This window comes from Collinsella sp. AF15-51 (assembly GCF_003462845.1).
In the GTDB taxonomy this organism is placed as follows: domain Bacteria; phylum Actinomycetota; class Coriobacteriia; order Coriobacteriales; family Coriobacteriaceae; genus Collinsella.
In genome coordinates this window covers 1-13,628 of the sequence record NZ_QRYG01000015.1, presented here as the reverse complement: position 1 = coordinate 13,628, position 13,628 = coordinate 1, and the positions used below count along the sequence as shown (strand labels likewise).

General features: G+C 58.1%; 13 protein-coding genes. 4 read left to right on the top strand and 9 right to left on the bottom strand.

The annotated features are described in order from the left end of the window. Nucleotides 1–110: 110 nt before the first annotated feature. The 7 genes from DWW51_RS07625 to DWW51_RS07595 form a co-directional block, all read right to left on the bottom strand. Nucleotides 111–875 (bottom strand): ChbG/HpnK family deacetylase, encoded by a 765-nt coding sequence (locus DWW51_RS07625; RefSeq protein WP_117563517.1) that lies wholly within the window; start codon nucleotides 873–875, stop codon nucleotides 111–113. Between the two features lie 77 nt (nucleotides 876–952). Next, nucleotides 953–2,401 carry a PTS transporter subunit EIIC gene (locus tag DWW51_RS07620; protein ID WP_117774075.1) on the bottom strand — a complete coding sequence of 483 codons (1,449 nt, stop codon included), beginning with the start codon at nucleotides 2,399–2,401 and terminating at the stop codon, nucleotides 953–955. Between the two features lie 340 nt (nucleotides 2,402–2,741). Beyond that, nucleotides 2,742–3,578: a PRD domain-containing protein gene (locus DWW51_RS07615; protein WP_158548887.1), complete on the bottom strand. Its 837-nt coding sequence runs from the start codon at nucleotides 3,576–3,578 to the stop codon at nucleotides 2,742–2,744. Nucleotides 3,579–3,651: 73 nt separating this feature from the next. Continuing rightward, nucleotides 3,652–4,197: a metallophosphoesterase gene (locus DWW51_RS07610; protein ID WP_231500841.1), complete on the bottom strand. Its 546-nt coding sequence runs from the start codon at nucleotides 4,195–4,197 to the stop codon at nucleotides 3,652–3,654. Nucleotides 4,198–4,263: 66 nt separating this feature from the next. Beyond that, nucleotides 4,264–4,443: a hypothetical protein gene (locus DWW51_RS07605; RefSeq protein ID WP_117563521.1), complete on the bottom strand. Its 180-nt coding sequence runs from the start codon at nucleotides 4,441–4,443 to the stop codon at nucleotides 4,264–4,266. Nucleotides 4,444–4,707: 264 nt separating this feature from the next. Continuing rightward, complete coding sequence (locus tag DWW51_RS07600; protein ID WP_117774074.1) at nucleotides 4,708–6,087, bottom strand: aldehyde dehydrogenase; 1,380 nt, start codon at nucleotides 6,085–6,087, stop codon at nucleotides 4,708–4,710. Nucleotides 6,088–6,096: 9 nt separating this feature from the next. Further along, entirely contained in the window at nucleotides 6,097–7,317 is a 1,221-nt protein-coding gene (locus DWW51_RS07595) for an iron-containing alcohol dehydrogenase (RefSeq protein WP_117774073.1), read from the bottom strand. A 254-nt stretch (nucleotides 7,318–7,571) separates the two neighbouring features. On the opposite strand from DWW51_RS07595, the gene DWW51_RS07590 reads away from it, so the two are divergent. Further along, entirely contained in the window at nucleotides 7,572–8,135 is a 564-nt protein-coding gene (locus tag DWW51_RS07590) for a ferritin family protein (RefSeq protein WP_070097113.1), read from the top strand. A gap of 242 nt (nucleotides 8,136–8,377) precedes the next feature. Here the strand turns inward: DWW51_RS07590 and DWW51_RS07585 are convergent, their stop codons facing one another. Together DWW51_RS07585 and DWW51_RS07580 are read right to left on the bottom strand one after the other, a co-directional pair. Beyond that, nucleotides 8,378–9,259, bottom strand: coding sequence for a hypothetical protein (locus DWW51_RS07585; RefSeq protein ID WP_117774072.1), 882 nt, complete (start codon nucleotides 9,257–9,259; stop codon nucleotides 8,378–8,380). A gap of 543 nt (nucleotides 9,260–9,802) precedes the next feature. Then, nucleotides 9,803–11,239, bottom strand: coding sequence for a PLP-dependent aminotransferase family protein (locus DWW51_RS07580; RefSeq protein WP_117774071.1), 1,437 nt, complete (start codon nucleotides 11,237–11,239; stop codon nucleotides 9,803–9,805). Between the two features lie 145 nt (nucleotides 11,240–11,384). On the opposite strand from DWW51_RS07580, the gene pdxS reads away from it, so the two are divergent. The 3 genes from pdxS to DWW51_RS07565 all read left to right on the top strand — a co-directional run bounded on the left by pdxS (nucleotide 11,385) and on the right by DWW51_RS07565 (nucleotide 13,581). Further along, on the top strand, nucleotides 11,385–12,275 hold the full coding sequence (pdxS, locus tag DWW51_RS07575; RefSeq protein ID WP_022094325.1) for a pyridoxal 5'-phosphate synthase lyase subunit PdxS: 891 nt from the start codon (nucleotides 11,385–11,387) through the stop codon (nucleotides 12,273–12,275). 20 nt (nucleotides 12,276–12,295) lie between these two features. After that, a complete protein-coding gene (gene pdxT, locus DWW51_RS07570) occupies nucleotides 12,296–12,883 on the top strand; it encodes a pyridoxal 5'-phosphate synthase glutaminase subunit PdxT (protein ID WP_117736778.1) in 588 nt (195 codons plus the stop codon). 374 nt (nucleotides 12,884–13,257) lie between these two features. After that, a complete protein-coding gene (locus DWW51_RS07565; RefSeq protein ID WP_117774070.1) occupies nucleotides 13,258–13,581 on the top strand; it encodes a hypothetical protein in 324 nt (107 codons plus the stop codon). Nucleotides 13,582–13,628: the final 47 nt, after the last annotated feature.

Sequence of the window (13,628 nt, the reverse complement as noted above, 5' to 3'; positions counted from 1 at the left end):
CCGCCTACACTCTACCGCGCCGCACGGACAAAAAAGGCGCCGCTGCCATAATGGCAACGGCGCCAGAACCACCACAAAGGCGACTGTCCCCTTTGTGGTGACTTGGGTCCTTACAGGTCGCGGTAGTCGATCAGGCGAAGATCGGATTGAGACTCGAGCCAAGCGCGAAGCTCGGGGTCGATCAGTGCATCGACTTCCTTGGTACGATCGGTCGTGAGCGAGCTGTTCTCCAGGATAAAACGATCGAGATAACCCGGATGGCACACAAAGACGACCGTCTCGCCGTCCACCATCCCGCGAACCGTCTGCATGATTGCCTCTTTGGGCTCGTAGCCCGGCTCCATCGAGCGCATCACCATGCGCAGATCAGTATCTCCGCAATGCACCACAGCCGCGGGGTCGAAGCTCGCCTTTTGCTCCTTAAGGCCCAGCTCCTGAGCAACCGCCGAGATCGCTCGGTTAAGGTTTTTGCTCATGACGGCATGGGCCTCAAAGTAATCGGGCTCGCGGCCCACGATCTCGACAAAGCGGTCATGCTGCGCGCGGATCTCGATGCAGGCCTCGTCGAAGTCTATCAACTCCTCGCCGCGCTTAAAATGATCGCGGAAGGTACGGCTGCTATGGAACTCATCATTCTCGTTGAGCATGCTCGGAATGAGCGCCGGGTCGGCACACGGCTTGCCCAGGCACACGTTGGTATGCTGACCCACCGCAATGCCGGCATCCGCCACGAGCGACCAGCCACGCTCGGCCTCGGGCATATTGGGCATAAGTCCCGCCGAGCGCACCAGGCCCTCATTGATACTGCGGGCAATCCCCAGGTTAACGGCATACGAATAACCGATATCATCGGCACGAATGAGCAATTGCTTCATATTGACCCCCATCTACGGAAAGGGACACTTGAAGCGCAGCCAAGTGCCCCAGATAATTGTCCTACCGAACGGATGCTTTAGGCTTTGGCGGCAGCAGCGTCTTCGTCGAGCTGCTCCTTGGTAAAGCCAAAGAAGTAGGCGATGGCAGCGGCGGCAACAAATGCAGTGCCCGATGCAACGCAGCCCCATACGAGATTAGCAGTTCCGCCTGCAACATAACCTGTAATACCAAGGATATTAGTTGCGCCCAAAACATACGTGGTCACATTAGTGAGAGCCGCGATCAGGCCGCCGATAGCGCCGCCCGCGACCATGGCACCCAGGCAGCGAGTATACTTAAAGCCGCAGCCATACAGCGCGGGCTCCGTCACGCCACCGACAATGCCGGAGAGCGAGAAACCAAGCATAGCGCCCTTTTCGTCGACCTCCTTAAGGCGCAGGAAGGCACCGAAGGCCATGCCCCACGTGGCGAACTGAGCGATAGCACCCGCGACCATAACGCAGGAGTCAGACCCTGAGGTGAGCACCTGTACAATGCCGAGGGCAATCAGAACCTGGTGCATACCGGTCATAACCAGGAACTCCCAAAGCGCGGCAATGGCGACGAGGGAGAGGATTGTGACGATGCCGCCAGCGTTTCCGAGGCCGAACATAAAGTTGCCGACCAGGTCGCCCAGAATGGAACCAATCGGAGCTAGGGCGCACAGGGAAACGGGGGTCATCACAGCCATGGTGCACACGGGCACAAACACCGTGGAGAGCATGTCGGGGATGATCTTCTTCATGAACTTCTCGACGACCATCAGCACCGGCATAGACAGCAGCATGGGGAGCACGGTCGCAGAATAGTTGTTCAGCTGAGCCGGGAGCACGCCGTAAACCATCGTGGTCGTAGCACCAGAATCCGCAGCGGCGTTGACCAACGTCATGAACTCGGGGGCAATGAGCACGCCGCCGAGCATCATGCCGAGCGGCTGGCTGCAGCCGAGCTGCTTTGCGGCAGCCCAACCCAGATAGACAGGGAAGAAATAATAGCCGGCGTTGTAAATCCAGTTGTAGAAGAAGTTGTAGATGTCAGAATCGGCAGACCAGATACCGAGCATGCCGTCGCCGCAAAGTACGGCAAGTGTGCGGAACATGGCGGCGCCCATGATAATGGGGATCGTCATGCACATTGTCTTGGACAGGTAGTTAAGGGCCTTCTTGCCCGCAGTCTTGACCGTCAGTGGCTCCTTGGTGCCGTCATCGAGGTTCTCGTCAATGGAGCCTTCGCCCTTGACGCCCAGCGCAATGGCGGCGTCATAGACCTTCGGCACGTTCTGGCCAATGATGACCTGATACTGGCCGCCAGACCACTGTGCGCCCAGCACACCCTTGATCTTCTTAACTTCATTATCATTGGGAATGGACTGATCTTTGAGGTTCAGACGCAAGCGGGTCATGCAGTGCGTCGCGTTCGTCACATTGGAGGCGCCGCCGACGGCAGCGAGCACGTCCTCGGCAATCTTCTTGTTATCGACAGCCATGTCGAATCCCTTCTCTTCCAACTAAAGGCCGTGGGACTTCACGGCACCAAGACGCACGATTCCGCTCGCGCCTGCGCAGCGCGCGATACCAGTTGGCAAGAGATTGATTTGCATGTGATTCCCGGGTGGATCGACATGAAAAAAGCCCCGCGCACAACCGACAGAGACCCAATTATGGTCTTGGCAGAATCGGTAGTGCCTCTCGGAGCTGCGCCGTGAGTAACACCCAACACACGGCGAGTATATGCGGCAGATGCGTTCGTTGCGGCTCAGATTACCGACGAACGGTAGCAAACGACCCGCGAACGGTCGCCATGACGGAAAGGAAATACCAGAGAGCCTATTTATCCGAGTGGACAGAAGCCACGCGATTCACATGCATGATCAGATAGACGAGCTCCTCTTGGGCCAATGGCTCGCCAAAGGTCTCTTGAATCAGATCGTCGACACGGTGAGCGCAACGCGATGCCGCCGGATACTGCTCCACGAGCACGTCGTAAAGACCGGAGTTCTCGGTATCGATCGGCTCTTTCTTTGCCACGCGGTCGAGCAGATAGCGCACATGAGTGGCAAAGCGGGCAAAGGCGAACGACGAGCGATCGACCGTCACACCCAACTCTTCTTGAATAATCGCGACCGTCATATCGAGCAGTCGCTCCTCGTGCTGCTCGGCAAGCACGCGCCGCTCGCTCGGCTTAACCGATGCGTTGACAATCGACATGGCAATGCCCGCGGCCTCGCTTCGGGGCATACGCACACGGAAGCTTTTCTGGATGCCGCGAACAGCCAGCTCGCCCAAGCGGTATTCGATGGGATGCAGCTGCTCCAGATCGCGCTCGAGCGGCAACGACACCACCATGTGTTCGCGGGCGCGCTTAATGGCAAACTGGATATGGTCCGCCAGTGTAATGGGGAGGTTAGGGCTCAATTCGTACGAAAGCTGTCCGGTTGCGATATCAGCCAGCTGAGCAGAAAACTCCAGCACCTCGGGGTCGACCTCATCAATAAACGCCAGGTACTTTGAATCAATGCCGTAAAAGGTACGCGTGATGACATCCAGGTCGACCTCATGCGGCATATCGCCAAAGCCGATACCGCGACCCAGCGCGATAAGCTGACGCCCCGCGCCGTCTTCGCAGATGGCAGCGTTATGGTTAATGCGCTGGATAGCCCTCATGGATTCATCGCTCCTACTGAAACGCGCCGCACAGACCATCCGCGCGGCGCGTTCATTCTACCTGCACTTACAGCTACAGTCCAAAGAAGCCTAGGATTTGGTCACGGCTTACGGGCTTGTAGTTGTTGGCATCGAGGCCAACGTCGTAGCGCAGAACCGGGCGCTCGCGATCGCGGTTGCGCGCGTTGGTGCGGTCTCCCCTGCTGTGGATATGCCCGTGCAACATGATGGCGCCACGCGCCTTGCCGTTCCAGCTGAGCATGGGGTAATGGCTCATTACCAGGCGATGGCCCTTCGCGTAACCGGGGGCGACCTCCAGATAATCGCGCACCTCATCCCAAATGTGCGGCGCGTCTGGATCTTCCCAGTCGCCGTCATGGTTACCGCGGATGAGCGTTACGTTCTGACATTCGATGCGCTCGCGCAGGCGCACCGCCTCCGCCAGGGGCAAACGATAGGTAAAGTCTCCCAAGATATAGAGGCGGTCGTCCACAGCCACGCACTCATTGATGGCATCGATGACCTTGCGGTTCATCTCCTCGACCGAATCAAACGGTCGATCCATGTCGTGCAAGATATTCGTATCGCCCAGGTGCAGGTCGGCGGTAAACCACATCATCGTCTCTGTCCTCATTTCGCAACGCGTATAAGACCTGTTTAGTATACAGACGCGGCGATGAGACAGTCACCCAAAGAGCCCGCCGAACAGACCTCGGCGACGCTTGTCCTGCTTTTTCGAAGCGTCATCCCGCGTCTTCTTGCCCTGCCGCTTCTTACGGTCCTGCTCCAACTCATCGTCATCGAGTAGCATATCCCACTCAAACGGATCGTCTGTCAGATCGAACAGGTCATCGTCATCAAACACGTGCGCCTCCATTACCGATTAGCGAGCATCCACAACGTAGTTGAGAAGTCTACGGGCCCGTGCGGACACAAATTCATCCTGTCTGCGTCTTTCAATCGTTTGCCGCAACGCTTGCGCAACGGAACGCTTGCAGATAAGATGGGAACACGGATGGCACCCGTGGCAGCGGGTCTTGCCAACTCCGATACACGTTTTCATCGTGAGAAATGGCCGTCTTCGCTTACGCGGGGGCGGCCACTTTGTTTATCCCTATGTCATCTGATTCTAATGCACAAACATGCGCACGAACTTGCGCTTCCAGCTTGCGTAAGGGGCATAGCGGAACGGCACGTCCAGCCACGTTGCCTTGTTCACGATGCTCTTCTTGTGGCTAAACGTATCGAAGCTCTCGCGTCCATGGTACTGTCCCATACCGCTCGCCCCCATGCCGCCAAAGCCCATATGGCTCGTGGCCAAATGCATAATGGTGTCATTAACACAGCCACCACCAAAGGGCACGTAACGCACAAAGCGCTGCTGAACCTCACGGTCTTGGCTAAAGATATACAGGGCCAGCGGCGTCGGACGATCCGTAATAAACGCTTCGGCCTCGTCTAAGCTCTCAAACGTCAGCACCGGTAAGATGGGGCCGAAAATCTCCTCCTGCATCACGGCGTCATCGGGGGCCACGCCGTCTAGGATCGTCGGCTCAATCTTGAGCGACGACTCGCGCGCCGTGCCTCCCAGCACAACCTTATCGGAGTCGATCAGCCCGCGCACGCGCACGAAATGCTTGGCGTTGACGATATGTCCGTAGTCCTCGTTATCGAGCGAATGCTCGCCAAACATACGGCGGACCTCCTCCTTGATGAGGCCCAGCAGCTCGTCGTGCACGCTCGTATCGACCAGCAGGTAGTCGGGCGCCACGCAGGTCTGCCCCACGTTGAGCCATTTACCAAAGGCGATACGCCGTGCCGCAACCTTCAAGTTTGCCGTCGCATCCACGATGCAGGGACTCTTTCCGCCCAGCTCAAGCGTCACGGGCGTAAGGTTTTTACTTGCGCGCTCCATGACGAGCTTGCCGACCGGAACGCTACCGGTAAAGAAGATCTTGTCCCAGCACTCATCGAGTAGCGCTTCGTTTTCGGCCCGCCCGCCCTCGACAACCGTCACCAGGCGCGGATCAAATGCCTCTTCGCAGATTTGCTTGAGCACCGCGCTCGATGCAGGAGCATAGGCGCTCGGCTTGATGACCACAGTATTGCCCGCGGCAAGGGCGCCGGCGAGTGGCTCGAGCGTCAACAAAAACGGATAGTTCCATGGAGCCATGATGAGCGTGACGCCATAGGGCACGGCTTGCGTTTTGCACACACTCACGGCGTTGGCAAGGTCACACGGACGCAGGCGCGAACGACTCCATCGAGCCACATGCGCGATCTGATGACGAATCTCGGAAAGCGAGGTGCCGATTTCGCACATATAGGCCTCGTCATGCGACTTTCCCAAATCGGTCTTGAGCGCATGGGCAATATCGGCCTCGTGGGCCCGTACCGCATCGCGTAAACTCACGAGCGCACGACGTCGAGCATCGACATCAAACGTGGCGTGCGTCTTAAAGTAGGCGCGCTGATCGCCGACGATGCGCGCAATTTCCTCGGTGTTCATGGCGCCCTCCTAGTTCTCGTCCTCAAGCATACCACCCGCGACGACCTCGTACATACGCTCGAGCTCCAAGCGGTCCATTAAAAGCGGAACGGGGTACAGCGGATTAGCCTCGGCATCGGCGTGCGTTGCCATTTCGGGAATGTCGGAGCGGCGAATGCCTGTCACATATTTGGGGATACCCAGGGCAACGTTCATGCGGTCGACCCAATCGATAAAGGCCTCGGCCGCAAGACCGTCCTGCGCGGTAGCCGGCGCAATGCCCGCCATGCGAGCAAGATCGGCGAGCTTGGGGGCGGCGGCGTCACCATAAGCGCGAAGCATGTGCGGCAGGATGATCGCGTTGGCCAAGCCGTGCGGAATCCCGTATCGTCCGCCCAGGCTGTGTGCAATGGCATGCACGTAGCCCACGTATGAGCGCGTAAAGGCAACACCCGCTTTATACGCCGCCGAAAGCATATTGCGGCGCGCACGCATGTTGTCGCCATGCTCATAGGCCTCGAGCAAATTATCGCGGATGAGTTGCACCGCCTGACGCGCCATCTTGCGCGTATAGGGCGTGGTGCTGCGCCCGATAAAGGCCTCGACGGCATGCGTCAGAGCATCCATGCCCGTCTGCCCCGTAATGGAGGCGGGCAGGCCGCGCGTAAACTCGGGGTCGTGCACCGCAAAGCGCGGGATAAGCACAAAGTCGTTAATGGGGTACTTGTAGTGCGACTCGTCATCGGTAATGACCGCTGCGAGCGTGACCTCGCTACCCGTACCTGCCGTGGTGGGAACGGCGATGAGCAGCGGCAGGCGACGATGAACGCGCAGCAGGCCGCGCATCTTGTTGATGGGCTTGTATGGCTGCGCAATGCGCGCCCCCACACCCTTGGCGCAGTCCATGGCCGAACCGCCACCAAAGCCGATAATGGCCTGGCAGGCGCTCGCGCGATACAGGGACGCCGCTTCCTCCACGTTTGAGACCGTGGGGTTCGCACGTGTTTCGGCATAGACCGCAACGCCAATTCCCTTGGACGCGAGCGCTGTCTCGAGCGGTGCCGTGAGCCCCAGACGGGCAATGCCGGGATCCGTCACGATAAGGACCTTCTGGATCGAGCGCTTTTGAAGCACCGCGGGCACATCCTCGGCATGCTCTAAAATGCGCGGCTCGGTATAGGGCAGGATTGGCAATGCAATGCGAAAAACCGTCTGATATGTTCGACACCAGGCACGACGGGCTAGATGCATAAAGGAAACTCCTTCATTTGTTGATAGGTCAACATTTGCTCGACCGATTGTACTCATCGGAGGTCGCACGAGGTCTAGCAATCGTTAATCAATCAACATCTTCACATGCCCAAAATTGTTTTATTAAAAATCATTCCTAATAGGCTTCACATTCGGTCGCATTTATGGATAATAGAACTCGTCAAGACGCACGTCCGGAGAGGGCCCTTACGGGACCGGACGAGCGCGCCATCGCCATCGATCGAAAGGATCGAATTATGAAGTTTGTTTGCCCCGTTTGCGGTTATGTGGAAGAGTTCGACGGCGACCAGCTGCCCGAGGATTTCAAGTGCCCCCAGTGCGGCGTTCCCGGCTCTCGCTTCCTGAAGCAGGAGGAGGGTCAGCTCGAGTGGGCTGCCGAGCACGTCGTGGGCGTCGCCAAGATGGAGGGCGTCTCCGAGGACATCGTTGCTGACCTGCGCGCCAACTTTGAGGGCGAGTGCTCTGAGGTCGGTATGTACCTGGCCATGGCTCGCGTCGCTCATCGCGAGGGCTATCCCGAGATCGGCCTGTACTGGGAGAAGGCTGCCCACGAGGAGGCCGAGCACGCCGCCAAGTTCGCCGAGCTCCTGGGCGAGGTCGTGACCGACTCCACCAAGAAGAACCTCGAGATGCGCGTTGAGGCCGAGAACGGCGCCACCGCCGGCAAGACCGATCTCGCCAAGCGCGCCAAGGCCGCTGGTCTCGATGCCATCCACGACACCGTGCACGAGATGGCTCGCGACGAGGCTCGCCACGGCAAGGCTTTCGCCGGCCTGCTAAAGCGCTACTTCGGCTAAGCCAAACGCCTGAGAGACATTCTCTAGCTTTATAAGGCCCGGACCGCATGGTTCGGGCCTTTTTCGTGTCTTGCAAACCAGTTAACGTCCCAAAAATAGGACCACCTTTGACATCGGCTTCGCGTCAAAAACTAAGTGAGTAGCCTTTTGGGAACTTGTCGAGCAGACCACCCGTATTGCTTTATAAAACCGCAGGTAGATAGCTTGCCGCAAAACAATCTGGTCGCCATCACGCTAAAAGTCTACTCACTTAGATTTGCAACCGTCCATGATCGGGCCTTTTTGTGTCTAACGGGCATCTTTTTGTCGATTTCTCCCAGTTTTGACCAGTCAACGAATAGCTCAGACCGAAGCAATGCCTCGGCCCCTTGCTCCTCCAAGCTTTTATCGCGATATTCAACATCGAGCAACCTGCATACGGCCTTAACAATCGCATGGAATCTATCATCATCGGATATCTGTCCGTGTGTCAGGAGAAATACATCGTAGCCCATGGCCTGAAGCGCCGTCATGCGGTCGGCGTCACGCAAACCATCCCCGGCTCGCCCGTGTGAGCCCTTTCCTTGGCATTCAATGGCCACCTGTCGCTCTCCGTCCGGCGAAGAAAGAAGTAGGTCGATATATACACGGGACTTGCCTACAATCGCCCGAGCACTTGCGCTTAGCGCCACTTCGACATTGAGCTCTATGCCGCAAAAACCTTCGCCTCCCAATGATCGTGGCAACCCAAGCAACAAATACGTCTCAACCTCAAAAGGCGATGCGGCACCCAGTGGAACGAGATGCGATACCGCGACAAATCGCTTGCCGTAACGCATCCCACAAACATCTGAACAAAAACGGTCAAGGTCTCCGCCCAAAACCAAAGCGTCTCGACGCCATAAATTTGAGGCGGTGCCGTCCTCGGACGGGCAGCGCACCCAACCGAACGTTGTCGAAATCGCGCCCGAATCAATTGCACGCGAAAGCTCCGCCTCAAGTGCCGCCGGCAGGGCACACACCGCAAACAAGCCACACATCTCCGCCAATACCAAAAGAAGCTGAAGATCCGTCAGATGCCGCAACATGATGAATGCCGTCAGTAGAGGAGACGTAATCAAAACCCCATGCTCCGTTTCCAGCACGGATTCCCTGGGAAGCTCACCAAGAAACAGCCGCTGCCTAATGCTGGCAGGACAAGTCCGTTTGTTTCTCGTCCGAACCAATGTATACAACGGAAAACCGAGCGCGACCGCAGCCGTCGGGTTGCGGGCGAGATCATATCGCTGCCGGTCTTCTTCCGGTCGTGGAAGCGGCGGACACAAAGCGCGGACTTGAGGAGGCAAACGCCAGTACCTAAAAGCTGATATGTCACAAAGTAGATCCTTCATAGGCACAGGAAAACACGAATTTCAACCCAGTCAGTCACGCATTGGCGCGAACGCACCAAAAATGGCGCCGAACGGACTGCCAAGTTTTCAACAGCCCTCCCCAACTGGCCAAAAGCTTGCCGAGAGCTGGACGGAGCCCTGTTGAAAACCCCATTTTTTTTCTCATGCAGGAGCTTTGCGCGGCAAGTGAGTAGACTTTTTTGAACATCCCGAGCAGGCCGGTCATCCTGCTTTTCAAAACCGCAGGTAGATAGCTTGTTACAAAACTGTCTGGTCGCCAAAGTGCTAAAAGTCTACTCACTTAGGTTGCAGAGTGCTCCCCATTAGCTGCAATTCCAAGGTAGTTAGTACTTTTGGACTCAGATCGTCATACTGAACAAGAATTTGAGTTGAGTTTTCAGGGACAGATGCGCCATCGGCACACCAAAAACAGTCACCGATATCGATAAAAGGGATGCTCGAGCGCGTGAGGGCCCGTGCAAAAGAGCTTCCGCCCGCGTCACACTCCACGGCCACGACGCAGTAAAGGCCGGCGTCCGCGTACTCGATCGAGACTTCCCCTGCCGGAAACGTTTTCCGTACAAGCGCCGCCAGGCCATCACGCGCCCCACGAGCACGAGCGCGCACGCGGTTCACATGTCGCTCGTAATCACCCGATTCCAGCAAACGCGCCAAGGCAACCTGATCAACAGAACTTACCGACGAGGCGTAGAAACCAAGGTTGCGTTTAAACCTCTCCATTAGTTCATCGGGCAGCACCATGTACGCCAAACGCAACGCCGATGAAAGACTCTTCGAAAACGTGTTGGTGTAGATAACCGACTGGGCGGCATCGATCGACGCGAGCGCGGGAATCGGCTTGCCGGCAAGGCGAAACTCACAATCAAAGTCGTCTTCGATGAGATACCGACCTGGCCGCTCGGCGGCCCAGCTCAGCAACGCATAGCGACGTGCAATGCTCGTCACAAGACCGGTCGGATACTGATGAGACGGCATCAGGTGAAGGACATCGGTCCCGGTTTTCTGCAGCGCGCTCAAGTCCACGCCCTCAGCATCCAACGGGATATGCCGCACTTCGCAACCCATGGCCTGATAGATGCGCGTCAAGCGCAAATAGCCTGGATCCTCGACGGCATACACCTTGTCCGCGCCAAGCAACTGAACCAACATGGTATCGAGCAGCTGGGCGCCCGCACCGATAACGATGTTGTCGGGGTCGACATTCATGCCCCTTGCCCCGCGCAGATGGTGCGCAATCGCACGTCGCAGTCGAGCGGTGCCCTGCGCCGGTGCGGGCGAAAAGATTTCACGTTCGTCTTCGGACGTCAGCGTCGCCCGTAGCGCACTTTGCCAAAGCCGCGCCGCCTCCAAAGCGGAAGGAGAAAGTGCGTCGAATCGCTCTGCCTGCCCCATGGCATCATGCGCGCTGGGACCAACAGGGACAGCATCTCGGTCGATATCCCCCGCAGCAAAAGCCAAAACCGGCGCATCCGGAAGCTCGCACGCGTAGTAGCCACGACGCGGCATCGAGCAAATATAGCCCTCGGCAAGCAACTGGCTATATGCATTCTCGATGGTAATGACACTGATACCCAAATGACTCGCAAAGGCGCGCTTAGACGGCAGATGCTCCCCCGCCGCAATACGGCCAGCAACAATATCATCGCGAATTTGCTGGTAAACATACTCATAAAGCGATGCTTCGCCGCGATTTTCCAAATTGTAGTCAAGCATGGGTCTATCACCTGACCTTATCGAATCATTCAATCTGGCATTAGTCTGACCTTGTTATTATCTCGAAAACTGAGTATTTCGCCATACCCAGCTCCCCGATAGGATGTTCCGTCAAGCAATGTACATGCCAACCAAGGGAGCAACCATGGCAGAACAGACCAGCAAGGCCGATCGCGTCAAACTCAATCGCGAACTCGCGCAGATGCTCAAGGGCGGCGTCATCATGGACGTCACCACGCCCGAGCAAGCACGCATCGCCGAGGAGGCGGGCGCCTGCGCCGTCATGGCGCTCGAGCGTATCCCGGCCGACATCCGCGCCGCAGGCGGCGTCTCGCGCATGAGTGATCCCAAGATGATCAAGGGCATCCAGGAGGCCGTCTCCATCCCCGTTATGGCCAAGTGTCGCATCGGTCACATTGTCGAGGCGCAGGTCCTGCAGGCCATCGAGATCGATTACATCGATGAGTCCGAGGTCCTCTCCCCTGCCGATGACGTCTATCACATCGACAAGACCCAGTTTGACGTGCCATTTGTCTGCGGCGCCCGCGATCTGGGCGAGGCGCTGCGCCGTGTTGCCGAGGGCGCCACGATGATTCGCACCAAGGGCGAGCCGGGCACGGGCGACGTCGTCCAGGCCGTGCGCCACATGCGCAAGATCCAAAAGCAGATCCGCGACGTTGTTGCCCTGCGCGACGACGAGCTCTTTGAGGCAGCCAAGCAGCTGCAGGTTCCGGTCGAGCTGGTGCGCGAGGTCCATGCCACGGGCAAGCTCCCCGTCGTAAACTTTGCCGCCGGCGGAGTCGCGACCCCCGCCGACGCCGCGCTGATGATGCAGCTGGGCGCCGAGGGCGTCTTTGTTGGCTCGGGCATCTTTAAGAGCGGCGACCCCGCCAAGCGCGCCGCCGCCATCGTCAAGGCCGTGGCAAACTTCACCGACGCCAAGCTCATCGCCGAGCTTTCGGAGGACCTGGGCGAGGCCATGGTGGGCATCAACGCCGACGAGATCGAGATCATCATGGAGGAGCGCGGGCGCTAGTCCAGCAGAAAGGATCGCACATGAGCGATTATGCACACCAAACGGTTGCCGTGCTGGCGGTCCAAGGCGCTTTTGCCGAGCATGAGGCAAGGCTATCTGAGCTGGGCGCACGCTGTATTGAGCTGAGGCAGGCGGCTGATTTGAAGCAGAACTTTGACCGTCTGGTACTTCCCGGCGGCGAGTCTACCGTTCAAGGGAAACTGCTTGATGAGTTGGGCATGCTCGAGGAGCTTCGTACCCGTATCGCTGAAGGCATGCCCGTCCTGGGCACCTGCGCCGGCCTGATTCTGCTGGCTCACGACCTTGCCGCTCATGACGATAAGGGCACGCCGCGTTTGGCAACCATGGATGTGCTCGTTGAGCGCAATGCCTATGGCAGACAGCTCGGCAGTTTTCGCACCAAGGGACAGGTAGACGGCATCGACGGTGAAGTGCCGCTGACATTTATCCGCGCGCCCCGCATCGTCGAGGTCCACGGCGACGCCAAGGCCTTGGCAGAGGTCGATGGCCGCATCGTCGCCGCCCGCCAGGGCAACCAGCTCGGCGTAACCTTCCACCCCGAACTCGATGAAGACACCCGCCTCCACGAACTGTTCCTACAAATGTAGGTAGAACAAAAACGAGAGTGGATAATCTCCCACTTTGAGCTTGAATGCAGACTCAAACCGGGAGATTATCCACTCTCATGCTATGTAGTCGTTGGGGACGTTCTTAAACGACTAGTCAAACAAGAACGTCCCCAACGACCATATTGCGATAGACGACCACGTTTGTCCAGATAAAACCGACCAAATAAACCTGTCCCCTTTTGGTAGGTTTGGATCAAGGCAACGCCGATGCCTTGGTACCGACAGACACTATGACCCAATCCGAGGGCACTAAAAAGATAGGAGCCCCCGCTCGTGACCGCGGGTCGGGGCTGCGACAATGATGTTGAAGTGCCATAGGCGCAGCCGCGCCGCAACGAGGTTGGGAGGCTCCCATGCCAAAGTATTCTACCGCGTTCGGGATGGACGTCCACCTGAGGTCGACCACCGTCTACGCCCTCGACGCGGACACCGGCGAGGCCGTGACGAGGAGGTTCCCCGGCAACCCCTGGGGCGAGATCGCCGGGTGGATGGGTGGGTTCCCCGGGCCGTCGCTCGCGGCCTACGAGAGCGGCTACCCCGGCTTCGCCCCGCAGAGGGAGCTCGCCGGGCTCGGCGTCGAGTGTGTCGTCGCCGCGGTCTCGAAGATCCCCAGGTCGGCCGCCGACTCGGCCTCCAAGAACGACAGGAACGACGCCGCCAGGATGGCCAAGTGTTAGCGCTACTGTAAAAACAACCATTTTGACCAACGCTCAATAACCAATCA